Origin of the sequence: Novosphingobium sp. NBM11 (assembly GCF_015390225.1) — a bacterium.
Taxonomy (GTDB): Bacteria; Pseudomonadota; Alphaproteobacteria; order Sphingomonadales; family Sphingomonadaceae; genus Novosphingobium.
In genome coordinates this window covers 3265052-3288946 of record NZ_VUOG01000001.1, presented here as the reverse complement: position 1 = coordinate 3288946, position 23895 = coordinate 3265052, and the positions used below count along the sequence as shown (strand labels likewise).

The following is a 23895-nucleotide window of genomic DNA, read 5'->3' as shown; positions in this document are numbered from 1 at the left end:
AAGCCCGTCAGCGCAACCGCGCGAGACGGGTATCGGTGGTGCGGCCCGGCTGCGGCGGAGCCACGCGCGGCGCTGCCATGACCAGGCACGCGCCGCCGCGCGCCTTGACCGAGCGGCACAGCGTGGCGGCCGAAGCCTGTCCAACGAAGCCCGCCGCCTGCACGCGCCAGAAGCGACGGCCGTTCACGGTTACCTGGGTGGTCACGTTACGGTAGCTGGCGAGAGCCGGATTGCGCGAGGTAAAGTGGCGCCAGGCCCGGCGCGCGCCATCGGCGGTGGAGAACGCTCCAAGCTGCACCAGATGCGTGCCCGGTGCGACCGTGGGACGCACCGCCGGCTTTGCCGCGGACATCGCCACTGGCTTTGCCACCGGGCGCGCGGAAGGACGCGCCGCCGCTGCGGCGATCCGGTAGGGGCGCGCCTGCGGCTGGATCACCGCGACTGGCGCGGTTTTCGCTGCGGGCGCGTCGATCATCGCCAGTTGCGCGGGGCGCGGCTGCGTCGAAGCATCGGCCACCCGTGGCGCGGGCGCGGTATCGAGCGCCGGCAGTTCCTCGACGGCAGCCTTGGCCAGCGCGGGGGCCGCGCCAGCGTCTCCTGCCTTGGGCGTTTCCGCCTTCGCGGCAGCGGCAGCGGCCAGTTGCGCCGTTTCCGGGAAGTTGGCCAACGCCAGCGCCGTGGGTTGGCCGGCATCTTCACGCACCGGTGCCCCGATCAGCGACGCCACACGGCGGCGCACGTCCTCGGGATTGCCGATGGCCGCCCATTGCTGGATGCGCGCATCAAGCTGGTCGGCCGGCACGTCGAACGAAGCCATCACCCGGGCTTCCTTCCACTCGCCATGAAGCGCCAGCGCGAACGCCAGGTTCTGGCGTATCTTGGGATTGGTCCCGCTGGTACGCAGCGCGTTGCCCATCAGTTCGATGCCTTCGCCGGTGCGGCCGGCCAGCGCCAGCGCCAGCCCATAGTCCTCGACCGGAATGGCATCGCGATAGCTGTTCAACGTATCGACCGCCTCGTTGCTGCGGCCCATGCCGATTTCCGCCAGCGCAAGGCTCAACGCGGCCTTGCCGCTGTCCTCGCCCAGTTCCATCGCCTCGTCATAGGCCTGCCGCGCGGATTCGAAGCGGCCCGCGCGCAAGTAGCTGTTCCCCAGCAACAGGCGATAGGCACCGTTGCGCGGATCGGACAGCACCGCCTTTTCCGCCAGCGCGACCGCCTTGTCGGCATGGCCGCCACCCAGTTCCGCACGGGCATTCGCCGCAATCTTGTCGGCATGCGGCCCTCCGGCCGCGCAACCCGCAAGCAGGCCCGCCGCCAGCGCGGTGGCTAACCCCATGCGCAGCCGCCGGCGAAGCGGGGCAGCGCACGGTGCGGTAAAATCGATCGAGGGCTGCATGATCGGAAAATCCCCTGGCAAACGGATCAAGGCCGCTTGGCGCGGCAGGCCAGGTCTTCAAGACCGGGCACGGTTTCGAGAAAGCGGTCGAGCGCGTCGGTCACGACCTGCTGCGCGCTGCGGTTCTCCAGCGTGCTGGCAAGCCGCAGGCGGAAATGGCGATCGGCGTCGAGGCGCAGCGTGAAAGCGGCTTTGCGGCCCGAAGCGAGGGCAACACCGTGGCGACGCGCCGGCTGCGGCGCAACTTCGGGTTCCGACGGCGCCGATACCGGCTCTGCGGCCGAAACTTCTTCCACAACCGGAGCTTCCTCGGCCACGGCCTGCGCGAGCGTCTTCATCTGGCGCACCACTTCGGGCACGGCAGGCGCGGCGTCGGCATGATCGGGCAATGGCGCACCATGGGGTGAGCCATGCGACGGTGCTTCGCCCATATCGTTCCAGCCCAGATCGTCGAGAGGAGCATGGCCGCCTCCCAGCCCGACACGGTGCTGTTCGTCATAGGAAATCGGCGCAAGCTGCGGGCGCATCGCGGGACGCGCGCCGCCTTTGCGGGCAAGAAGGCTTGGCGTCAGCGAAGCGAAAGCACGAGGTTCGGTCATCGGGCTCCTCCCTTCACGAACCGCTGACGCGGCGGCCGAAGCCCCCGGCAGCGCGTGGTGCAGCGCCAATGACCGGCGCCGGCTGGGCGGGCACCGCGAAGACCGTCCGGCGGAAATTGCGTTCCAGCCGTTCGGAAATATAGGTCCACAGCGCGGTGACTTCCTGCGCCGAACGCCCCTTGGGATCGACTTCCATCACCGTGCGCCCATCGATCATCGAGGCCGCGAAATCGGTGCGGTGGTGCAGCGTTACGGGGGCTACGGTGCCGTGCTGCGACAGCGCGATCGCCGCTTCGGAGGTGATGCGTGCCTTGGGCGTCGCGCCGTTTACCACGAAGATCAGCGGCTTTCCGGCGCGCTCGCACAGATCGACCGTGGCGCCAACGGCGCGCAGGTCATGCGGGCTGGGGCGCGTGGGCACGACGATCAGTTCCGCCACGGAGATAACCGACTGGATCGCCATCGTGATCGCCGGTGGTGTATCGATTACGGCCAGCTTGAAGCCTGCTGGCGCAGAACGGCAAGGTCGGCGGCCAGACGGGCCACGGTGGTCTGGGCGAAGGCCGGGTATTCCGCCTCGCGCTCATTCCACCAATCAGCCAGCGATCCCTGCGGATCGATGTCGATGAGAACGACCGGGCCGGCGCCGGCGCGCTGCGCCTGCACGGCAAGATGACCGGACAGGGTGGTCTTTCCCGATCCGCCCTTCTGCGATGCCAAAGCCAATACGCGCAATGGGTATCCCCCTCTTATACCGAAACGGTCCTGAACGGGAGATCGCAGAACAGACTGAAATTTCCGTTAATGCAGCGCGGGACGGTGAAGGGACAACACGCCCCCGATTTCGTGGCAATCTGGCTCGCAAGGCCGGAATTCTTTGCTAATGCGGGGTTAACCGATCACAAATACCATCGCATCAGCAGCAGCTATTACACGAGCGGGGGCCTTGCCGTGCTTCGACCGAAAGCGGGAATAACCATAGGAATTGCCATCATGGCAGCCTGCGCGGCTGTGCCGGTCATGTCCGTCCATGCCCAGACAACGGGGAGCGGTGCGAACGCCAACGTGGTCAAGTCCGGCGTCGAAGCCTGGCAGAGGCAGGACTTCGCGGGCGCGGTCCGTCAATGGGAAACCGCCGCCGCCAGGGGCGATGCGGACGCGGAGTTCAACCTGGGTCAGGCTTATCGGCTGGGCAAAGGCGTGCCGCAGGACATGGCAAAGGCCGAATTCTATTTCGGCCGCGCCGCCCGCAAGGGGCATCCGCAGGCCGGCGACAACTATGGCATCGTGCTATTCCAGTCGGGCCGCCAGACGGAGGCGCTGCCATGGCTCAACACGGCAGCCGATCGCGGAGAGCCGCGCGCGATGTACATCCTCGGCATTGCCGCCTTCAACGGCGACTACGTCGGCAAGGACTGGGTGCGCGCCTATGCGCTGATGACGCGCGCCGCTGCCAGCGGCCTGCCGCAGGCGACAACCAGCCTTGCCACGATGGACACCGTGATTCCGCTGGAGCAGCGACAAATGGGCATTTCGCTGGCCGGCGATCTCGAACGGAAAGCGGAGCAGGCGCGCAGCGTGCAACTCGCCGCCAGCGATCTGGGCGCCAAAGCCCCGGCATTGCAGACGCCCGGATCCGCCGCGCCAAGACCGCTGCCCACCACGAGCATCCCCGCTTCCACCGTGGCGACGGCTCCGGCAACGCCCATGCCGCCGCGTCCGGCCGTATCCCGGCCGGCGCCGCCCCCGCCCGCTGCGGCCCGGCCACCGGCGCCCGCCCCCCACGCCACAGGCAACTGGCGTATCCAGTTGGGCGCGTTCTCGCAGCGCGGCAATGCCGATGCGCTGTGGAGCCGGGTGAAGGCCCGGCCAGGCGTGGCCGGCCATCCCCGGATCGACATTCCCTCCGGCGGCGTGACGCGCCTGCTCACCGGCGGCTACGCCGGGCAGGCGGAAGCGGAAAGGGCGTGCGACGGCCTCAAGGCTGGTGGCATCGCGTGCCTGGTGATAAAGCCGTAAGGCTTTGACGGATCACGCTTCGGACCAGTCCGCTTCCCCCGCATCTCCATCGCGCGGCGATCCTTCGCGGATCGCGGCGATCGATTTCGTGCGCGGCATTGCCGTGCTGGGCATCCTGACGATCAACATCACCGGGTTCTGGGGGCCGACGCTGGCCAGCTTCTCCCCCGCCCTGCCCCGCGTCGAACCCGGCGCCGATGCGTGGTTCGCGCTTTCGTTCCTGCTGTTCGAAGGCAAGATGCGCGCGCTGTTCACGCTGCTGTTCGGGGCCAGCATGATGCTGTTCATCGAAGCCGCCGAACGGCGCGGGCTGAACGGCGATGCGATGCAGGCCCGCCGGCTGTTCTGGCTCGCCCTGTTCGGCTATGCGCATTACCTGCTGCTGTGGTGGGGGGACATCCTGTTCCCCTATGCCCTGTGCGGCCTGGGCGCGCTGGTGTTGCGCCGCCTGCGGCCTGCCGCGCTGGCCGCCATTGCCATCGCGGTGTTCTGCGCCGCACACGGACTGGACGGCATCGGCGACTTACCCGGCATAGCGGCCGAACAGCGCGTGCTGTCCGGGCATGGCACCGCAGCGGAACAGGCTGAACAGGCCGCGATGATGGCGCGGATCGCGCAATCGATGGCGCAGGACACGCAGATCCTGAACGCCGGCTTCCTCCAGGCGATCCGGCTGCGGTTTGCTCTGGCGCCTTTCCTGCCGTTCAAGATCGCGCTGGCGACCGCGACCGAAACGCTGCCGCTGATGCTGGTGGGCATCGCCCTGTTCCGCAGCGGCTTTTTCACCAGCGGCTGGAGTCGGCAGGCGATCGTCCGCCTGGCGGTGGCCGGCATCGGCATCGGCGGGATGCTGACGCTGCCGGTCCTTTGGTGGATCTGGGCGCATCACTTCCCGCCACGCGCGATGCTGGGGGTGATGGACCACATTGCGGCCATCCCGCGCGCGATCATGGCGCTGGGCTACCTCGCCGCGCTGATGCTGTGCTGGCCGGGCACAAGAGCCCATCCGCTCGCCCGCCGCCTCGCAGCCGCCGGACGCTGCGCCTTCACCAACTACCTGGGGACCACGGTGCTGATGGGTGCCGTGTTTTCGGGCTGGGGGCTGGGCCTCGGGCCCGAGCTTCTGCGCATGTGGCTGCCGGCCTTCGTCGTACTCGGCTGGATCGCGATGCTGGCCTGGCCGGCGTGGTGGCTTGCCCGGTTCCGCCAGGGGCCGATGGAAGCGGCGTGGCGACGACTGACGTTCCTGTTCGTCGCCAGGCCATCCTGATCCCGCGGCTCAGGATGGCGTATCCGCCGCCTTCTGCGGATGCTTGGGACTCAGGATCAGCACCCCGCCTTCCACGCGCCACGACTTCAGCCGCGACAGCAGGTTCATGCCCAGCACATTGAGGCCGCCGGTCGATCCGGTGACGATCACGTCCATGTCGCGCGCCACGATCGATCCGAAGCGCAATTCGCCCACCCGGGCCATGCGCGCCTCCACTTCTCCGTTCGCCGTGCGCACTGATACCGGCAGGCGCAACGGATCGGGCCTGATGCCGGCGGCGGCGGCGGCATCTTCGGACAGCGCCGTGATGGTGGCCCCGGTATCGACCATGAAGCGCTGGCGCACGCCGTTGACGCGCGCTTCGATCCAGTAGTGCCCGTCGGCCGCCAGGGGAATGCGCGTTTCGCCACCCGCCACGGTCTGCGCCGGCATCCCGATGTTCGAGGTGAGGGAATCGAACGTGGGATCGAGATGGACGAAGCGCACCACCGTCAGCGCGAACACCGCCAGCAACGCGACATTGCCGACAAAGCCCAGCAGCCGCCCGGTTACCGGCAGAAAGCCGCGAATCATGCCGGCGATCATCACCAGCACGATCGCGCCGCCCGCCGCCAGAAGCAGCGGCGGGGCACCGGTCAGCGCCGGCGGCAAGGCAGCGATCAGATTTCCCGGCATGTCCATCGAATCGCGCGTACCATGCCTTTCCTTTCACGCGGCTGACATCATCGGAACGCATGGGCGGTCAAACCATTGGAGCGATCATGATCCTCACCATAGCCACCCGCCTTTCCTGCCGCATGTATGGCGCAACCGATGCCTTGCTCCAGATCGAAGCGGCCCCGACCTCGCAACAGTCCATCCTTTCCGCAAACATCGCCAGCACGCCCACCCCGCACTTTCTGCGCGTGGGGGCGCAGGATGGCATCGGCGAAAGGATATGGGTTCACCACGACGGCGAATTCTCGGTCAGTTATGATGCGCGGATCGAAGTGCTGCGCAACGATTTCGACCTGGCGTCGCTAGCCGGGCTGCCGCCGCACCGCCTGCCGGGAGAGGCGGTGCCCTATCTGCTCGATTCGCTCTATTGCCCGGCCAGCCGGCTCCAGCCCTTCGTGCAGGAGGAATTCGGCGCACTGGCGGGCGGTGCGAAGGTGGAGGCGATGCGCGCCTGGATCGCCGGCCACTTCCGTTACGTTCCGGGATCGAGCAATTCCGCGACCACCGCGCTGGACAGCTTCGTCGAGCGACGGGGCGTGTGCCGCGACTATGCCCATACGCTGATCGCCCTTGCCCGCGCGGCGGCCATCCCCGCCCGTTTCGCGTCCGGCTATGGCCCCGGTGTATCGCCGCAGGACTTTCACGCCGTGGCCGAGGTGTTCCTTGCCGATCCGGCGGGCCAGGGCGGAAGCTGGCGCATCGTCGATGCCACGGGGATGATCACGCCCGACGCCTTCGCGGTGATCGGCGTGGGGCGCGATGCGGCGGACGCCAGCTTCTTCACCAGCTACGGCACGATGGACCTCGTATCGAAGGACATCACCGTCCGCAGCGAGTAACGGCTGCCGCCGATAGCGGGAGGAACAATCGGGTTTACTTCCCTTTCAGCCCTGTATGTTAAGCCGTGCGCAAGGCCGCGCGAAGCATGGACGCTCGGTTCGCGACCGAAGGCGATGAAAGGCCGGCACCTGTGACAGACGAAGGACCGATGAACCTGCTGCGCAAGCGCTGGATTCGCGTGCCCGCCGGTTTCGTTGCCATGTCGCTCGCCTCGATGCTGGCGTTTCATGTTGGGCAGGATGCGGCGCAAGTGTTCTTCCCCCACAAGGACGAGGCAGCGAAGCCCGCGCCGGCCAAACCCGCCGCCACGGCACCACAGCCTGCCGCTAACGCCGCCGCTCCGCAACCGCCGGCCGACGATCCCTTTGTGGTCAAGTCCATCCTGAAAATCGACGAACCGATCAAGTTCGGCCAGTTCTTCTGGTACGAAAGCAAGGGCGAGCCAGGACCGCTGGTCGTGACGGTCGATCTCGCGGCGCGCACCCTGTCCGTGTTCCGCAACGGCCACGAGATCGGCGCGACCGCGATCCTCAAGGGCTATGGCGACAAGCCCACTCCTGTCGGCGTCTTCCCGATCACCGAAAAGGACGCCGATCACGTTTCCAACATCTATGACGCGCCCATGCCCTACATGCTGCGGCTGACCAACGACGGCGTCTCGATCCACGGCAGCAAGGTGGAAAGGGGCTATGCCACCAACGGCTGCATCGGCGTGCCGGATGCCTTTGCCAAGCGCCTGTTCGAACAGGCAAAGCTGGGCGACAAGGTCATCATCACCGACGGCAAGCGCATCGGCGTGGGCGATCCCATCGTGGTGGAGCAGCAGGCCCAGACCCCATCGGGCGCCTGAGCCTTGCGGCATAGGCGAATGGGCATCAGCGGGGCGCCATCCGGATCGCGCCGTCAAGGCGGATGTTCTGGCCGTTGAAATAGGAATTGCGCACCAGTTCCATCGCCAGCGAGGCGAATTCCTCGGGCTTGCCCAGCCGCTTCGGGAACGGGACCGAGGCGTTGAGGCCATCCAGCACCTTTTCCGGCAGGCGGCCCAGCAAGGGCGTGCCGAAGATGCCCGGCATGATCGAGTTCACGCGGATGCCAAGGTCCATCAGATCGCGCGCCATCGGCAGCACAAGGCCGTTCACGCCAGCCTTCAGCGAACCGTAGGCGACCTGCCCCACCTGCGCATCCTGCGCGGCGACCGAGGCGGTGAGAATGATGGTGCCACGTTCGCCGTCCTCCAGCGGGTCCAGCCCAGCCATGCCGAGCGCCGACAAAGAGGCGACACGGTAGCTGGCGATCAGGATGCCCTGCGCAGCAAATTCGTAGTCTTCGGTCGAAAGGCGCACGAACTCGCCGGTCTCCTTGTTGCGGCCGACGGTCTTGCCCTTGCGATTGGCCATGGCACAGTGGACGCAGACGCGTTCCTGCCCGTGCGCGGCGCGCGCCTTTTCGAAGCCGGCCACCACCGATTGTTCGCTGGTAATATCGACCTTGCAGAACAAGCCCCCGATCGCGCTCGCAACCTCCTGGCCCAGTTCCTCGTTCAGATCGAAGATCGCGACCTGGACTCCGCTGGCGGCCAGCGCCTCTGCCGTGGCGCGCCCCAGTCCCGAAGCGCCGCCGGTAACGACGGCGGCCATGCCCGCATCAATCCGCATCTTGCTCTCCCATGATTTAACCGATCGATTAAATCATGGGAGCCGGCACGGCAAGAGCCGATCAGAGAATGTCGGCCTCGTCCCCCAGCGCGGCGCGCAGCTTTTCGAGCGCCTGCGCCTTGAGCTGGTGGACACGGGGAATGCTGACGTCGAGCACCTGCGCGATTTCGGCGAGGTTCAGTTCCTCGACGAAGTAGAGCTGGATGACGAGCTGGAGCCGTTCCGGCAACGCGGCGATGGCGAAGGCCACCCGCGCGCGCATCTGTTCATCGGCCAGCAAGGCGAAGCTGTCCGGGCGGTCGTCGGCGAAAGCCGGGTCGCTGTCGGAATAGGCGCTATCGATCGTTTCAAAGCGCACTGGTTCGCTCCCGGCGTGCAAGGTGGCAAGCTCCTGGTCGGTAAGGCCCATGGCGGCGGCCAGTTCGGCATCGGTGGGATCGCGCCCCAGTTCGTTGCGCAGCGTCGCGGTATGATCGGCCAGCATCCTGCGCCGTTCGGAAACGCTGCGCGAAAGCGGCGTCACACGACGCACCAGATCAACCATGGCCCCGCGCACGCGCATCTTGGCATAGGCGGCAAAGCCATCCTCCGTCGGGCCAGAGTGCTTTTGGGCGCATTCGGTCAAGGCGACCAGCCCGGCCTGCACCAGATCTTCCAGTTCCATGCCGGCGCGCCCGGACCCATGGATGTGCCACGCCAGGCGCCGGACCATGGGCAGAAACCGGCGGATACGATCCGCGGTATCGTCACGGTAGGCACGCGCGGCGGCAAATCGACGTTGATCATGTTTCATGCAGCAAGGCCCTCGGGGTGCAGCACTGACGGTTGGGGAAGCGCGGGAACGGGCCTGGGCGCCTCGTTTCCGATGACGGAAATGACCTCGATCGGCTGCGTCGGCGGCAGTTCGGAGATCGAAATGACAAGACAGGTCGGGGCCCGCATCCGCAGCAGCGCGGAAAGCGCACGGCGCGCGCGGGGCTGGACCACCAGCGCCACCGGCGACGCGGTCGGCCCGCGATCGCTGATGATCTGCGCCACCCGTTCGCCGATCCCGCGCGCGAGATCGGGCTCGATCACTGGCTGGCCGGTTACCGGGTCCTGCAATCCCTGCACGATCATCTGTTCCAGCGAACCGTCGAGCGTCAACACCGGCAGGCGATCGTTCGGCCCGCACACCCGTGCGACGATCATCGCGCCAAGGCGCGCGCGCAGGATGTCCACCAGACGATCGTGCTCGGTCGTTTGCAGCACCGCTTCGCTCAAGGCCGAGAGGATCGGCAGCGGATGGGCGATGCTGACGCCGTCTTCCAGCAGTGCATGGAACAGGCGCGTGACGGCGCCCAGCGACAGCGGCTGAGGGTAGATCGTTTCCACCAGGCCGGCCGCGCGGACCTTGACCGCGTCGAAGATGGCGCGAACTTCGTCCGGTCCCAGAAGCACTTGCGGGCGTTCGCCGAGAAGCTGGTTGAGGTGCGTGGCGATGACCGTGCTGGCATCGACCGTCAGGAATCCTTCGGCGATGGCATGGTCGCGCTGGGCGGCATCGATCCACAGCGCCGGGCAGCCGAAGCTGGGATCGCGCGTGGCATCGCCCTGCAGCCCGTGGTTCTCGCGGGCCTCGCCCACATCGATGGCCAGGATCTTCTCGCCCTTGATGCTCGCCCCGCCCAGCGTGACGCCGCCCAGCACGATGCGATAATCGTTCGGCGGCAGATCGAGCGCATCACGCACACGGAACTGCGGCACGATGAAGCCGAAGGTCTGGCTGAGCTGCTTGCGCACGCCGGTAATGCGGGCAACCAGCGGCGAACCGCGCCGGTCATCGACCAGATGGACAAGGCCATAGCCCAGCTCGATGGTGACGAGCGTCTGGTCGCTGACCTCTTCGAGCGTGATGCGCGAGGGATCGACCGGGATTTCCTCCTCGACCACTTCAGGCGCGGGGCGTTCCGCGCGCTTCTTCAGCGCCCACCACAGCCAGCCCGCAAGTCCGGCAGCCGGCAGGAAGATGGACTGCGGCATCGCCGGTATCATGCCGATCGCGCCCAAGATCACCGCAACCGGCAGCCAGGTGCGCGGATCGGCGAGCTGGCCGCCGATCTGCCCGGCAAGGTCGCGGGTATCCGACACGCGGGTCACGATCACGGCGGCGGCAATGGAGAGCAGCAACGAGGGGACTTGCGCCACCAGCGCGTCGCCAACCGCCAGCGTCACGTATTTCTGAGCAGCATCGCCGGCGGTCAGCCCGTGGCTGATCATGCCCAGACAGAAGCCCGCGATGATGTTGACCGCCAGGATCAGCAGGGCCGCAATGGCATCGCCCTTCACGAACTTGCTGGCACCGTCCATCGAACCGTAGAAGTCCGCCTCGGTCGCCACTTCGCGGCGACGGGCCTTGGCTTCGTCGGCGGTGAGCAGCCCAGCGGCAAGGTCGGCGTCGATCGCCATCTGCTTGCCCGGCAAGGCATCCAGGGTGAAGCGCGCGGACACTTCCGAAACGCGGCCAGCACCCTTGGTCACCACCATCAGGTTGATGATCATCAGGATCATGAATACGAACAGGCCAACGGCGAAGTTGCCACCGATCAGGAAGGCGCCGAACGCCTCGATCACATGGCCGGCCGCCGCGCCGCCCTGGTGCCCGTTGACCAGCACGATGCGCGTGGAGGCGACGTTGAGCGCGAGGCGCAACAGGGTACCGAACAGGAGGACGGATGGGAAGGACGAGAAATCCAGCGGCTTCTCGGCATTCATCGAGGCCATCAGGATCGCCACCGAAAGGGCGATGTTGAGGACGAAGAACACGTCGAGCATGAACGACGGGATCGGCACGATCATCAGGACGATGAGCGTGAGAATCCCCGCCGGCAAGGCGAGAGCACTGGGTGAGCCTAGGCGCTTGAGCATCGTGGCTTAGAGTCCGAAAGAGCGGAGCCGGTCGTAGGCGGCGCGGACATGGCTGGGCGTGGCGGAAGCGTCGTTCAGCGCGAAGGCATCGCGCAGCGTGTCTGCCATCGAGGAAGCCGGACGGACCGGTTGCTGGCCGGCGGCATAGGCCGTCGCCTGAAACTCCTGCGCGATCGGGCCACCCGTGAACGTGGGCGTGCTATCGACCGGCATGGCGTTGCCGGACGCTGCCGGCAAATAGCCGCCGGCCCAGGCCATGTCGCTGCCCGTCGCGCCACCGGCGGCGGCAAGGCGGCCGCTGAGCAGGCTCATCACCCCCTGCAGCGAACGCGGCGCGCCGCTATCGTCATAGAAGATCGACCGGTTCGAAGCCGCGGCCTGCGGCAACAGTGCCGCCGCCGATTGCGAGGGATCGGTCGCCATGGCGGTCAGGAAGCGTCCCGCCCCTTCCGCGCCGAGAAAGTGCGCGAGATAGAGTTCCGAATTCCCCGGCTGCCGCCCCAGCACGCCGAACAGATAGTTGCGGTTGTCGTTGGCCAGTTCGCCCGCCATCAGCGCCGAAAGCTGCGGATCGGAGCGCATCGACATGATCTGCTGGCGCAGCGCCGGATCGCGGACGCTGCCGTTCTCGATGACGCTGCCGGCCCAGTCATAGCCATGATCCGCGCCATGCTTGTCCAGCGTGCGCAGCCAGGTGGAATTGGTGAACTGGTAAAGCCCGGTGGCGCTGGAAGTGCGCGCGCGTGCGTTGGGATTAAGGCCGGATTCAAGCCGTGCCTGCGCCAGCAGGTAGCCGAAGTCGACCCCCGTCGCCTGTGCGGCGCGCGAGATGGCGGCGCGCACATCGCCCGGCCCGGTTGTTCCATCCATGGCAGCGGCCCATGCGGCCGGCCCGGCGGGAGACTGGACTGAACTCACAAAAATCCCTTTCCGTCACGCTGCTTCCGATTTCGAAAGCGGCTTCAGGAAAGGGATCAGCAAATATCGTGCCAAACACCCCGATTAAGGGGCGCAGGGAAATAAATATCAGGCCCGGTAGTTCAGCCGGCGGGTCGAGCGATGCGCATTGTAAAGCGTCGGTGCCCCCACCATCGCGTCCAGACGCGCCGAAACATTCGAGGCGATCAGGTTGCGCACGCGGCGGTTGGCTTCATTAAGGCGCCGCGCAGCATCCAGAAGGCCGCGGCATTCCTCATCGACCAGTTCCGGTGAAGCGTCACCCAGGCGCCCGCACAGGTTGCCCTTGTCCACCGCGCATCCCATGATCGCATCCACGTCAAGGCCGGCAAGCGCGTGCCGTTCCTTTTGCAGGACGGCAACCATCTGCCGCAGCGTGTCGCGCATTTCGATGGGACGGACGGCGGCTTCATGGCTCATTGCGGGCTCCTCCAGAGCATACCGGCAGCAATCATCGCGTCAGCGATCTTGGCGGGGATCAGGGGATAGCGGCCGCTCTCGATCGCCTTGCGGATTTCCGCAACCCGTTCGGAGTTGACCGGCGCAGTGCCGGCTTTGACCGCTTCGCTGGTTTCCACCTGCGGTGTGGACGAAGCCACACTGCCGGAGGTTGCCGGCTGATCGTCCGCTTTGACCGATTGCAGGCCAGTCTCGGTGTTCACAGTCTTGACCTGAACCGCGCCAACCGGGCGCGTCGGTCCGATTTCAAATGATGGCATGGTCCCGCTCCTATAGCGTTTCTCATGCCCAAGAACGGCGTTGAAGCCGGTGCGTTAAGGCCACCCGGAAAAAAATTGCCGAATGGCGGTCATTCGATCGGTAGTTCCACCAGTCCCGGACGCACGATCTGCGCACGCACGGGGTCGGATTTGGCCGAGGTCTTGACCCGTATCCACGCGCCAACAGCCCCGGAATCCATGGCTTCTCCGGGTTGGGAGACGGCAAAGCCCTCGCCCGTCACGGAAACCGTCACGGCTTCGCCGCGCAGAACCGCCGGGGCGGCAGCTTCTTGCCGGGTTGCCGGCGCAAGGCCGACCACCGGCACGAAAATGCGCCAGCTGCCGGCGTCCGGACACTGAACGATCACGCTATCGCGCGTGCCGCCCCGCCAGGAGAGCGCCAGTGGCGCACGGCAGGCGGCAAGGCGCATCCGGCGATCCACCGGCAAGGCAGCGCCGCCAGGCACGCCGATCGGCGAACCGGTAAAGCGCGCCACGGCGATGTCGATATCGGTCAGATCGGCAAGCCCGGCCCGCTGGGCCTGTGCCGGCGTGCCGATCGCGGCGCCAGCCAGCGCCATGGCCAGAAGGCTGAAAGAAGGAATCTTGCGCGTCATGGGTAAGGACCCCGGATAAGTAAGTGTCTCACGCAAATAAGCAAACATCGTGCCATCCATCAGGTTGCCGATGCGCTTTCTTCGGTATCGAAGCCAAGCGTGACCGTAGCCCCGCGCGAGATGCCCGGCTCCACGACAACGCGCGCGTTTTTGCCGCGTTCGCCCGCGCTCTGCGCCAGCGCCGCGGCGCGCGCGAACGCGGCCGCCTGGTCGCCTGGGCCATGGCGCACCACGATCGTCACGCGCAAACGCGGATCGCTGCCCTGATCGGCAAGCCATTGCGCCAAAGGCGGAGCGCCCGCGCCATCGGACCACACGCCCACCGGCTCGGCGCGAACCGAGGCCTGGACAGGTGCCGGCGGCGGGGTATGCGCGACGGCGGCATGGGCTTTCGCCACGGGCTGCGCTTTCTCCGGCGTGTTGGCCAGCGCGGAAGCCGCGATCATGAACAGGATCATCGACAGATCGGCCAGAATGGTCTGCCAGCCGGTCGACGGGCGAACGATCATGCCGCTTCCCCCGCACGCGTCGCCGCAGCGGCATGTTCGTCCGCACCGTGGCGCGCAGCGGTGTGGCCACCATGGTGATCCGCCTCATGGCGCGCATGGCGCGGCGTGGCGAGCGCGACCTGCTGAACCAGCCAGTCGATCACCGACTGACGCGCAGCTTCTTCGTCACGCGCGCGCCGCTCGACCATCTTGGCCAGCGGACCGAGCACCAGATTGGCGAAGATCAGCCCGTAAAGCGTGGTCAGCACCGCCATCCCGATGGCGCTGGAAAAAGCGCCGCGTGCCACACCGTCGGCCGGCAGCTGCGTCAGCGATACGAGCGTTCCTGCAAGGCCGAACACCGGCGCCAGATCGGCCGCCTGCGCCAGCATCCCCGCCGCCTCGCCGGCTTTCGTCCGGCGCGTGGCGCGAAAGGCCTCGTGCTTTTCCAGCAGGCCGGAGACCGACCGGGCCGACAGCATGGCGTTGGTGGCTTCATCGAACTCGCGATCACCGCTGCGGCAAGGCTGGGCACGCAACAGGCCATTGGCGCGAATGTCGGCGGCCTGCCCGGCCAGGACGGCGCGGACGGCATCGGCACGGAAGCGCGGCCGGAACAGGTCCGTCAGCGCCCTCCCCGTCGTTACGGTCGCAGACAGGCCACAGCGCAGCACCGCGGCCAGCGCGGTGCCGCCAAAGACGATGACGGCGGCGGCGGGATTGTAGAAATGCGTGAAATCCATGGATCAGGAACTCCTGCTCGGGGCGAAGAACGGCTTTGTTTTCCGAGGTTTCAGGGAGTGGCCGAACTTTGCCGGTATCCGCCGCCAAACGGCAATCCCTTGCCGGAAATGCGCCGCGATTTTGCCGTTTGGACGATGCGCGGGAGCGGCAAAACGATTTGGCACGATGCTTGCAAAATCGATGTCGGCAACACCTATGCGGAGCTGACCGACGATGAGCGACAGTCTTTTCGGGATACATGGCAAGGCGCTTGAGCTGCGTTCGCAGCGCATGGGCCTGCTGACGTCCAACATCGCGAACGCCGGAACACCGGGCTACAAGGCCAAGGACATCGATTTCCAGGCCGCGCTGAAGGCGCGCGCCACGGGCGCGAGCGAAGACCAGGCGATGGCATCGGCCACGCGCTATCGCGTGCCGGTCATGCCCAGCCTTGACGGCAACACCGTCGAGATGGCGACCGAGCAGACCGCCTTCGCCGAAAACGCGGTGGGATACACCGCGACACTCTCCTTCATCCGCGGACGCATCGACAACGTCACGCGCGCGCTCAAGGGCGAATAACCATGGCAGGCCCAAACACCTCCCCCATGACGCTGTTCAACGTGGCTGGCCGCGCGATGTCCGCGCAGCTCGTGCGCATGAACGCGGCGGCATCGAACCTCGCTAACGCGGGCACGGTCTCGTCCAGCGAAAGCACGGCCTACCGCCCGCTGCGTCCCGTCTTCTCCGAAGAACTGGACCGGTCGACGGGCCTTGCCACCGTCAAGGTCAACGGCGTGTACCGTTCGTCCGCGACGCCGATCAAGGATCACCAGCCGGACAACCCGCTCGCCGACCAGAACGGCGATGTCTGGTCCGCTCCGGTCGATGAAAGTGCGGAAATGGTCGAGATGCTCGAAAGCTCTCGCCAGTACCAGAATGTTGTCGAGGCGATGCAAACCGCCAAGCAACTGATGCTCGATACGATGAGGATGAAATAATGACCAGCAGCGTTTCCAATACGTCGGGCACCGGTTCGACGGCCAACACGTCCACCGCCAAGAACTCGTGGGGCTCGCTGGGCGCGGGTGACTTCCTGAAACTGCTGACCACGCAGCTTCAGAACCAGGACCCGACCGCCCCGGTGGACAACACCCAGATGGTCGCGCAGCTCGCGCAGTTCTCGAGCCTTTCGACCTCGAACGACATGAGCAGCACGCTCAAGACCATCTCCAGCCAGATCGCCACCCTGAACACCAAGCTCACGGGCACGGCGAGCTAAGACCTTCAACCGGAAAGGACCTCCACCATGTCTTTCTACACTTCACTCACCGGCCTGAAGAACGCCCAGACCGATCTTGGCGTCATCAGCAACAACATCGCCAACGCTGAAACCAACGGCTTCAAATCGAGCCGTACCGATTTCGCGGATATCGTGGCCACCACCGCGCAGACTTCGCCGACCATGACCATCGGCATCGGCGCGCAGGTTTCGGCGATCAAGCAGAACTTCAAGGCCGGCGCCACCGACCTGACGGGCAACGCGCTCGACGTCGCCATCACGGGCGAAGGCTTCTTCACCACGCGCGATGGGGTAACGGGCAACACCTATTACACCCGCAACGGCTCGTTCGACCTGGACAGCAATGGCTATATCCATGACGACACGAACAACCGCCTGCAGATCTATGCTCCGGGCGGCTCCACGCTGACCGACGCGCAGATCCCGCTGACCAACGGCGCCGGTTCGGAATATGCCGGCATCACCATCGCCGAGAACGGCGATGTCACGGCGTCCTACGCCGATGGTTCGAACACTGTGATCGGCACGGTCGCGCTGGCCTCGTTCACCACGCCCACTGGCTTGCGCCAGGAAGGCTCCTCGAACTGGAGCGCGACCGGCATTTCCGGCCCGGCCGCTTATGGCACGCCTTCGACCGGCAAGTACGGCGGGCTTCTCGCCGGCGCGGTCGAGCGTTCGAACGTTGACATCGCCGAGGAACTGGTCGGGCTGATCACGGCCCAGCGCAATTTCCAGGCGAACGCGAAGGCGATCGATACGGCCACGCAGATCTCGCAGACCGTGATCAACCTGCGGAGCTGAGGCTAAACCATGGACCGCCTGATCTACACCGCCTATTCGGGCATGAGCACGTCAATGACGAAGCAGCGGATGATCGCCAACAACATGGCGAACTCGCAGACCGTGGGCTTCCGTGCCGAAATGCTCACGACCACGCCGATGACCCTGAAAGGCCCCAGCCTGGAGGCGCGGGCCATGACGGACGGCGAGGTCTATGGCGCGGACATGAAGCAGGGAGCGATCATCGCGACGAACAATCCGCTGGATATCGCGATGAACGGCAAGACCATGCTGACGGTCCAGGCGGACGACGGTTCCGAGGCCTATACCCGTCGTGGCGATCTTTCGGTCGACGCGACCGGGCTGCTCGTCAATGGCGACGGGCGGCCGGTGATCGGCAGTGGAGGGCCGATCACCGTGCCGCTCGGTTCGAAGATAACCGTCGCGCCCGACGGCAGCGTCATGGCCGCCGACCCGGCGACGCCTGACACCCCGCCGCAGGTGGTGGACCGGATCAAGCTGGTCAGCACCGATGGATCGACCATCAAGAAGGGCATCGACGGCTTCTTCCGCGTCGAAGGCGGCGGCGTGCTGCCCGGCGATGAGGATGCCCGCGTCGTGACCGGATCGCTCGAGCAGTCGAACGTCAATCCGGCCGACGTCCTGGTCCAGATGATCGAGGCGCAACGCAGCTTCGACATCCGCACCAAACTGATCTCGACCGCGCGCGAGGTTGATGAAAACAGCGCCGCTCTCATGCGCATCAGCAGCTAACGGAGTACCGAACGATGCCCAGTTCAGCCCTTCACGTCGCCCGCACCGGGCTTGAGGCGCAGGACACGCGGATGCGCGTGATCGCGAACAACCTCGCCAACGTCGGGACGACCGCCTTCAAGCGCGATCGCGCCAACTTCGCCACGCTGGCCTATCAGGACGCGCGCGTGGCCGGCCAGCAATCGTCGAACGAAACCGCCTATGCCACGGGCCTCAACCTCGGCACCGGCGTCGGCATCCAGTCGACCACGCGCATCGAATCGCAGGGATCGCTGCAGAACACCGACAACGCGCTGGATCTGGCGCTCGATGGCGACGGCTTCTTCCAGGTGACTCTGCCGGGCGGTCAGTTGGCCTATACACGTGCGGGCAACTTCAGCCGTTCGGCCGAAGGCCAGCTCGTCACCGCGCAGGGCTATGTCGTGCAGCCCACGATCACGATTCCGGAAGGCGCATCGGCGATCACGGTTGCCCAGGACGGCACAGTATCGGCGACGCTGCCGGGCAACGCCGAACCGACGCAGCTCGGTCAGTTGACGGTCGCCAGCTTCGCCAACCCGGCGGGCCTGCGCGCCAGCAGCGACAACTTCCTGATGGAAACCGCCGCCAGCGGCACCGCGCAGATCGGCATTCCCGGTGACAACGGCCGCGGCCACATCAAGCAGGGCTTCCTCGAAGCGAGCAACGTCAACGTGGTGCAGGAGCTGGTCGACATGATCGAGACCCAGCGCGCCTACGAGATCAACTCCAAGATGATCTCCGCCGTCGACGAAATGCTCAAGAACGCGAACCAGACGCTGTGACCATGATGCTTGCTCCCTTCAATCGCGCGCGCGCCGGCAAGGCCCTGCTTGTCGGTGCGGCGCTGCTCGCGCTGAACGTCGCAGGCCCGGCATGGGCCGGTCGCAAGCCGCCGGTCGGCTTCGGCGCCACCTTGCCGCAGCAGCCCGCCCCGCGCCCCGCGGACGGCGCCATCTTCAATGCGTCGGCCGGGTATGCGGGTCTGGTCGAAGGACGCCGCGCCCACGCGGTCGGCGATCCGCTGACAATCGTGCTGGTCGAACAGATGACCACCTCGAAGTCGGCCAGTTCCAAGACCGACCGTGCCGGCAGCGCCAATATCGTACCGCCGAGTGCAGGCCCTTTGTCGTTTCTTGACCCCAACGCCCTTAAAGCGTCGGCCGGATCGTCGTTCAATGGCAAGGGCAATGCCGCGCAGACGAACTCTCTCGGGGGTTCGCTGTCCGTCACGATCGCGGAAGTGCGACCGAACGGCACCGCCCTCGTCAGAGGGGAAAAGCGCTTGCTGTTGAGCCAGGGTCAGGAATGGGTTCAGTTTTCCGGGATCGTGCGCCTTGGCGACATCGACCAGAACAACAGCCTCGTTTCGACGCAAGTCGCCGACGCGCGGATCGAATATGCCGGAAACGGCGCGATCCAGCGGGCCAGCCGTGAAGGTTGGCTCAGCAAGTTCTTCAACATTCTCAGCCCCTTCTGAGGCTTTCCTCGAGGTCCGTCATGCGCCGCCTGCTCCTTCCCCTGACCGCCGCCTTCGCCGCCGCGCTCGCCGCTGTCGCCCCCGTGGCGGCCCATGCCGAGCGCGTGCGCGATCTGGGCGCGTTTCAGGGCGTCCGCACCAACCAGCTTACCGGATACGGCATCGTCGTCGGGTTGGCCGGAACGGGCGATGACAACCTGGAATACCTGACGCAGGCGATGAAAGGCACCGCTGGCAGGCTGGGCGTGCAATTGCCGCCGGGCGTGTCGCCGGGTCTCAAGAACGCGGCCGCCGTGCTCATCACCGCCGACCTGCCCGCCTTTGCCAAGCCCGGCCAGCGCATCGACGTTACCGTCTCCACGCTGGGCAAGGCCAAGTCGCTGCGCGGTGGCGCGCTCATCATGACGCCGCTCTACGGCGCGGATGGGCAGATCTATGCGATGGCGCAGGGCAACCTGGCTGTCGGCGGCCTGGGCGTCGCCGCCAAGGACGGTTCGCAAGTCACCGTGAACATTCCCACCGTCGGCCGGATCGCCGAGGGCGCAAGCGTGGAACGCGCGGTCGCCACCGGCTTCGACGACAACCCGATCCTGCGCTGGAACCTGTTCAACGCGGACTTCCTGACCGCATCGCGCGTGCGCGACGCGATCAACGCGCGCTATCCCGGCATGGCGTCGGTGGAAGACGGCGTGACCCTGGCGCTGCACCTGCCCGAAGGCGCCGACGCGCGTGCGAGCACGATGGCCGCGGTCGAGATGATCGAGGTCAACCCGGCCGAAACCCCCGCGCGCGTGATCGTCAACAGCCGCACCGGCACCGTGGTGATCAACAGCGCCGTGCGCCTTGCGCCGGCCGCGATCAGCCACGGCAAGCTGGTGGTGAAGATCGACGAAAAACCTCAGGTTTCGCAGCCCGCGCCCTTCAGCAACGGCCGCACCACGGTAACGCCGAACAGCCAGATCGACGTGCAGGAACAGCAGGCGCACGTCGCCCTGTTCAAGCCGGGCGCCTCGCTGTCGTCGATCGTCGATGCCCTCAACAAGCTGGGCGTCACGCCCTCGGACCTCGTCGCGATCCTGGAAGCGCTGAAGCAGGCCGGATCGCTCAAGGCGGAAATGGTGGTGATATGAGCATTCTCCCGATCAACGTCGGCGGCGTGGTATCCGCCGCCACCGACGCCCTCTCGACCGAGCGCGGGAAACTGCGCCAGGCGGCGCAGGGTTTCGAGGCGATTTTCCTGCGGCAGATGCTGTCGGCGGCCCACAAGACGAATTTTGCCGGCGAGGACGATCCTTTCGCGGGCCGTGGCAACGAAACATTTACCACGATGCGCGATGAACAGTTCGCCGACATCGCTTCCAAGACGGGCACGCTTGGTTTCGCCAAGCAGATCGAGGCGCAGATTGCCGCCCGCTTCCCGCAGGCTTCGGCGAAAAAGGAGTAACCGGCGATGTCGTCAGACCTTCTCTCGATTGCCCGCAGCGGCGCGAAAGCTGCACGGATCGCGCTGGACGTCACCGCCCAGAACATCGCGAACGCGTCGACGGAAGGCTATGTCCGCCGCACGGCCAAGATGTCCGAGGTTTCGACCACGGGCTATTTCGGACAGACGTCCGATGTTTCGCTGTCGGGCGTCCGCGTCAGCCAGGTGGTGCGCAACGCCGATGCCTTCCGGCAATCGGAAGTGCGCCGGACCGGCTCCGACACGGCGCGCGCCGATGCGGAAGTAACCGGCCTCAGCAACGTCGAAACGGCGCTGGAACAGTCCAACGTCTATGATTCGATCACGTCGTTCGAATCCACCCTTCAGAAGCTGAAGGAAGATCCGACCGACAGTTCTCTGCGCGCATCCGTCGTGGAAAGCGCGCGGACGATGACCAACACCTTCCAGATCGCCTCGCAGCAGCTCGACGCGGTGGGCAACGGCCTGCACTTCGAAGCCAACGCGGGCGTGACCGAGGTGAACCGCCTGGCGCAGGAACTGGCCCGCACCAACGTCCGCCTCGCGCGGGCATCGGACGCGACCAGCGACCAGACCTCGCTGCTCGACCAGCGCGACAATCTGTTGCAGCAGATGAGCCAGTACGGCGACATCGCGACCACGTTCTCGCCGGACGGCACCGTGAAAGTGCAGATCGGCGGCGCCGCCGGCCCTGCGATCGTCAACGGCGGGTCCACCGACGCGCTGGCCGCCGCGACCGCCGCGGACGGCACGATCACGTTCTCGACAGCGTCGGGCGCCAGCGTTGCCCTTTCCGGCGGTTCGCTGGCCGGCCAGAACCTCGCGCTCGGCAAGCTATCGCAGCTTCATGGCGATCTCGATGCGCTCGCGGCGAACATCGTCACCACGGTGAACGGCGTCCAGACCGGCGGCGTGGACGTGGACGGCAACCCCGGCGTGGCCATGTTCTCCGGCACCGATGCGGCCAGTTTCTCGCTGGCGCTGACAAACGGCTCGCAAATCGCCACGGCTCCGGCTGGCTCAGCGGCCAAGAGCCTCGACACGACGAACCTTGACGCGCTGCGCAACGCGCTCGGCAACGCCGACCCGGCAGGCAAGATGGACTCGATCCTGTTCGACGTCTCGTCGGCCGTATCGGGCCGCACGGTCACGCGCGACGCACTGAAGACCATTTCCGATTCCGCCAAGACCACGCTGGCCGCACAGTCCGGCGTCGATCTCGATAGCGAGGCGGTGAATCTCGTCCGTTACCAGCAGGCGTTCCAGGCATCTGGGCGCGTCATGCAGGTAGCCTCCAACATCTTCGACACGCTGATAGGCATCAGGTGATATCATGACCACTTTCGCTACCAGCACCAGCGCGTTCTACAGCCGCTCGACGCTCGACCTCACGTCGCTTCGCGCCCAGGCGGAAAAGCTGCAGACGCAGATCAGTTCGGGCAATCGGCTGACGACCTCGTCGGACGATCCGGTCGCGGCATCACGGCTACGCGCGCTGTCGCGCACCGACACGCTGTCCAAGATCGATACCGACGCCGCCAACCGCGCGACATCGGATCTCAATCTGGCGGATTCGGCAATGACCGAGTTTTCAAACACGATCATCCGCGTGCAGCAGCTGGCGACGCAGGCCGCGAGCGGCACGATGTCCGACACGCAGCGTTCGAGCATCAGCACCGAACTGAAGCAGTTGCAAGGCAACCTGGTGGCGCTCGCCAATACGCGCGATTCCGCCGGGCACGCGCTGTTCGGTGGCCAGACGGGCGGCGATGCCTACACTGTCGATGCTTCGGGCAACGCCTCCTATATCGGTACCGGTTCGGCCGGGCAGCTTGCGCTCGGCGACGGGCAGACCGTCACGCGCGGCGTGACCGGTCCGGAATTTCTGTCGTTCAACGTGAACGGGACGCAGACCGACATCATGTCGGTAGTGAAGACCCTGTCCGACGCGCTCGACGCGGGGGGCGCCGGGGCCACCACCGCCGCCAACAATGCGCTGACGTCGCTCCAGGCGGGGCTGGATTCGGTCACCACCGCGCAAACGGTGGTCGGTTCGCGACTGTCCTGGATCGACATCAACGTCCAGCGGCAGACGGCGATGGCCACATCGCGCGCGACCGAGCAGAAGGACATCGGTGGCACCGACATCACCGAAGCCTTCACGCGGCTGCAGGAACTTTCGACCGTGCTCGAAGCCAGCCAGGCAAGCTTCACCAAGCTTTCGGGCCTCTCGCTGTTCAGCATGTTGAGCTGATCCCGAACCACACCGCTTTCGAATTCTGAAGGGTTGAACTTCCATGTACGCTGGTATCGGCATCATTATCCTGCTGGTCATGGTCTTCGGCGGCTTTGCCATCACTGGCGGCGCGCTGGGGCCGGTCATGGAGGCGATCCCGCACGAAATGCTCATCATCGGCGGCGCGGCTGTCGGCGCGCTGGTCACGGGCAACTCGATGCACGAGCTGAAGGCGATCGGCGGCGGTTTCGCCAAAGTGTTCAAGGGGCCGAAGCACACCAAGCAGGATCACATCGACGCGATCATCCTGTGCACCAAGCTGATGAAGATCCTGCGGTCGGACGGGCCGGTGGCGCTGGAAAGCCATGTCACCGATCCCGCCAGCTCGCCGATTTTCGCGGAATTCCCGCGACTTCTCGCCAACAAACCTTTGATTTCGCTGATCTGCGATACGCTGACCCTGATCGTCGTCTCCTCCGGCACGCTGGAAGTCCACGCCGTCGAGGACGTGATGGATCACGCGATGAAGACGCACTTCCATGAAGAAGCCGAACCGCAGCACGCGCTGCAGGGCCTGGCCGACGCCCTCCCCGCGCTGGGTATCGTCGCGGCGGTTCTGGGCGTCGTGAAGACCATGGGCTCGATCGACAAGCCGCCGGCCATCCTGGGCGGCATGATCGGTTCGGCGCTGGTCGGTACCTTCATGGGCGTGCTGCTGGCCTATGGCATCGTCGCCCCGCTGGCGAGCCGCCTCAAGCAGGTGCTCGATCAGGACGAGATGATCTTCCAGGCGGTCAAGCAGGTCATCATCGCTTCGCTTCACGGGTGGCCGCAGCCGCTGGTGGTGGAAAGCGCGCGGTCGGGTCTTGGCCACGCCTTCCGCCCCGGCCTGTCCGAACTGCTCGACGCGCTGCGCGGCCGCTAAGGGA

At 66.2% G+C, this 23895-nt stretch carries 29 protein-coding genes and 1 pseudogene; 17 read left to right on the top strand and 13 right to left on the bottom strand.

All coding sequences use genetic code 11. From position 1 onward, the window contains the following. Positions 1-7: 7 nt before the first annotated feature. The 3 genes and pseudogenes from F1640_RS16145 to F1640_RS16135 form a co-directional block, all read right to left on the bottom strand. Entirely contained in the window at positions 8-1339 is a 1332-nt protein-coding gene (locus F1640_RS16145) for an SPOR domain-containing protein (RefSeq protein ID WP_194920075.1), read from the bottom strand. An 86-nt stretch (positions 1340-1425) separates the two neighbouring features. Beyond that, entirely contained in the window at positions 1426-1998 is a 573-nt protein-coding gene (locus F1640_RS16140) for a hypothetical protein (RefSeq protein WP_194920073.1), read from the bottom strand. A gap of 13 nt (positions 1999-2011) precedes the next feature. Next, a pseudogene (locus F1640_RS16135) lies at positions 2012-2733 on the bottom strand (AAA family ATPase). Between the two features lie 258 nt (positions 2734-2991). Between F1640_RS16135 and F1640_RS16130 the strand changes: the two are divergent. Beyond that, positions 2992-4017: an SPOR domain-containing protein gene (locus F1640_RS16130; protein WP_255530389.1), complete on the top strand. Its 1026-nt coding sequence runs from the start codon at positions 2992-2994 to the stop codon at positions 4015-4017. Positions 4018-4021: 4 nt separating this feature from the next. Then, entirely contained in the window at positions 4022-5287 is a 1266-nt protein-coding gene (locus F1640_RS16125; RefSeq protein ID WP_194920069.1) for a DUF418 domain-containing protein, read from the top strand. A gap of 9 nt (positions 5288-5296) precedes the next feature. Here the strand turns inward: F1640_RS16125 and F1640_RS16120 are convergent, their stop codons facing one another. Next, positions 5297-5962: a TIGR02281 family clan AA aspartic protease gene (locus tag F1640_RS16120; RefSeq protein ID WP_194920068.1), complete on the bottom strand. Its 666-nt coding sequence runs from the start codon at positions 5960-5962 to the stop codon at positions 5297-5299. An 86-nt stretch (positions 5963-6048) separates the two neighbouring features. Between F1640_RS16120 and F1640_RS16115 the strand changes: the two genes are divergently transcribed. Further along, positions 6049-6843 carry a transglutaminase family protein gene (locus tag F1640_RS16115; RefSeq protein WP_124809231.1) on the top strand — a complete coding sequence of 265 codons (795 nt, stop codon included), beginning with the start codon at positions 6049-6051 and terminating at the stop codon, positions 6841-6843. A gap of 149 nt (positions 6844-6992) precedes the next feature. Further along, positions 6993-7694, top strand: coding sequence for a L,D-transpeptidase family protein (locus F1640_RS16110; protein WP_194920066.1), 702 nt, complete (start codon positions 6993-6995; stop codon positions 7692-7694). A 25-nt stretch (positions 7695-7719) separates the two neighbouring features. On the opposite strand, the gene F1640_RS16105 is transcribed toward F1640_RS16110, so the two are convergent. The 9 genes from F1640_RS16105 to F1640_RS16065 all read right to left on the bottom strand — a co-directional run bounded on the left by F1640_RS16105 (position 7720) and on the right by F1640_RS16065 (position 14933). Continuing rightward, positions 7720-8502 carry an SDR family oxidoreductase gene (locus F1640_RS16105; protein ID WP_125954942.1) on the bottom strand — a complete coding sequence of 261 codons (783 nt, stop codon included), beginning with the start codon at positions 8500-8502 and terminating at the stop codon, positions 7720-7722. Positions 8503-8563: 61 nt separating this feature from the next. After that, a complete protein-coding gene (locus F1640_RS16100) occupies positions 8564-9295 on the bottom strand; it encodes a sigma-70 family RNA polymerase sigma factor (protein WP_124809233.1) in 732 nt (243 codons plus the stop codon). Further along, positions 9292-11409: a flagellar biosynthesis protein FlhA gene (locus F1640_RS16095; RefSeq protein WP_124809234.1), complete on the bottom strand. Its 2118-nt coding sequence runs from the start codon at positions 11407-11409 to the stop codon at positions 9292-9294. The genes F1640_RS16100 and F1640_RS16095 overlap by 4 nt, the downstream gene beginning before the upstream one ends. A 6-nt stretch (positions 11410-11415) precedes the next feature. Beyond that, on the bottom strand, positions 11416-12327 hold the full coding sequence (locus tag F1640_RS16090; protein ID WP_309229281.1) for a transglycosylase SLT domain-containing protein: 912 nt from the start codon (positions 12325-12327) through the stop codon (positions 11416-11418). Between the two features lie 108 nt (positions 12328-12435). After that, entirely contained in the window at positions 12436-12786 is a 351-nt protein-coding gene (locus F1640_RS16085; RefSeq protein ID WP_125954940.1) for a flagellar protein FlgN, read from the bottom strand. After that, positions 12783-13085 carry a flagellar biosynthesis anti-sigma factor FlgM gene (flgM, locus tag F1640_RS16080; RefSeq protein WP_125954939.1) on the bottom strand — a complete coding sequence of 101 codons (303 nt, stop codon included), beginning with the start codon at positions 13083-13085 and terminating at the stop codon, positions 12783-12785. Before flgM ends, F1640_RS16085 begins: the two co-directional genes overlap by 4 nt. Before the next feature lie 89 nt (positions 13086-13174). Further along, positions 13175-13702: a flagella basal body P-ring formation protein FlgA gene (locus tag F1640_RS16075; RefSeq protein WP_194920064.1), complete on the bottom strand. Its 528-nt coding sequence runs from the start codon at positions 13700-13702 to the stop codon at positions 13175-13177. A 59-nt stretch (positions 13703-13761) separates the two neighbouring features. Next, a complete protein-coding gene (locus F1640_RS16070; protein ID WP_194920063.1) occupies positions 13762-14211 on the bottom strand; it encodes a hypothetical protein in 450 nt (149 codons plus the stop codon). Then, positions 14208-14933: a MotA/TolQ/ExbB proton channel family protein gene (locus F1640_RS16065; protein ID WP_194920061.1), complete on the bottom strand. Its 726-nt coding sequence runs from the start codon at positions 14931-14933 to the stop codon at positions 14208-14210. The genes F1640_RS16070 and F1640_RS16065 overlap by 4 nt, the downstream gene beginning before the upstream one ends. On the opposite strand from F1640_RS16065, the gene F1640_RS16060 reads away from it, so the two are divergent. From F1640_RS16060 to motA, 13 genes are read left to right on the top strand one after another with little or no spacing between them, the layout of a single operon-like run. Then, a complete protein-coding gene (locus F1640_RS16060; protein WP_194920060.1) occupies positions 14919-15188 on the top strand; it encodes a hypothetical protein in 270 nt (89 codons plus the stop codon). The two genes, F1640_RS16065 and F1640_RS16060, sit on opposite strands and share 15 nt — an antisense overlap. Further along, positions 15148-15495 (top strand): flagellar basal body rod protein FlgB, encoded by a 348-nt coding sequence (gene flgB, locus F1640_RS16055; RefSeq protein WP_125954937.1) that lies wholly within the window; start codon positions 15148-15150, stop codon positions 15493-15495. Before F1640_RS16060 ends, flgB begins: the two co-directional genes overlap by 41 nt. Positions 15496-15497: 2 nt before the next feature. Next, positions 15498-15914 (top strand): flagellar basal body rod protein FlgC, encoded by a 417-nt coding sequence (gene flgC, locus F1640_RS16050; RefSeq protein WP_124809242.1) that lies wholly within the window; start codon positions 15498-15500, stop codon positions 15912-15914. Then, a complete protein-coding gene (locus F1640_RS16045; protein WP_194920059.1) occupies positions 15914-16195 on the top strand; it encodes a flagellar hook assembly protein FlgD in 282 nt (93 codons plus the stop codon). Before flgC ends, F1640_RS16045 begins: the two co-directional genes overlap by 1 nt. Positions 16196-16222: 27 nt before the next feature. Next, positions 16223-17017 (top strand): flagellar hook-basal body protein, encoded by a 795-nt coding sequence (locus F1640_RS16040; RefSeq protein WP_194920058.1) that lies wholly within the window; start codon positions 16223-16225, stop codon positions 17015-17017. 9 nt (positions 17018-17026) lie between these two features. Continuing rightward, positions 17027-17770 carry a flagellar basal body rod protein FlgF gene (locus tag F1640_RS16035; RefSeq protein WP_194920057.1) on the top strand — a complete coding sequence of 248 codons (744 nt, stop codon included), beginning with the start codon at positions 17027-17029 and terminating at the stop codon, positions 17768-17770. Positions 17771-17784: 14 nt separating this feature from the next. After that, entirely contained in the window at positions 17785-18573 is a 789-nt protein-coding gene (gene flgG, locus F1640_RS16030) for a flagellar basal-body rod protein FlgG (protein WP_124809246.1), read from the top strand. Between the two features lie 5 nt (positions 18574-18578). Then, a complete protein-coding gene (locus tag F1640_RS16025; protein ID WP_190287228.1) occupies positions 18579-19268 on the top strand; it encodes a flagellar basal body L-ring protein FlgH in 690 nt (229 codons plus the stop codon). 20 nt (positions 19269-19288) lie between these two features. Continuing rightward, entirely contained in the window at positions 19289-20398 is a 1110-nt protein-coding gene (locus tag F1640_RS16020; RefSeq protein WP_194920056.1) for a flagellar basal body P-ring protein FlgI, read from the top strand. Further along, positions 20395-20712 (top strand): rod-binding protein, encoded by a 318-nt coding sequence (locus F1640_RS16015; RefSeq protein ID WP_124809249.1) that lies wholly within the window; start codon positions 20395-20397, stop codon positions 20710-20712. Before F1640_RS16020 ends, F1640_RS16015 begins: the two co-directional genes overlap by 4 nt. 6 nt (positions 20713-20718) lie before the next feature. Beyond that, complete coding sequence (gene flgK, locus F1640_RS16010) at positions 20719-22059, top strand: flagellar hook-associated protein FlgK (RefSeq protein ID WP_124809250.1); 1341 nt, start codon at positions 20719-20721, stop codon at positions 22057-22059. Between the two features lie 4 nt (positions 22060-22063). After that, positions 22064-22984, top strand: coding sequence for a flagellar biosynthesis protein FlgL (locus tag F1640_RS16005; protein WP_124809251.1), 921 nt, complete (start codon positions 22064-22066; stop codon positions 22982-22984). 43 nt (positions 22985-23027) lie between these two features. After that, positions 23028-23891, top strand: a complete 864-nt coding sequence (motA, locus tag F1640_RS16000) for a flagellar motor stator protein MotA (RefSeq protein WP_124809252.1) — start codon at positions 23028-23030, stop codon at positions 23889-23891. Positions 23892-23895 lie beyond the last annotated feature (4 nt).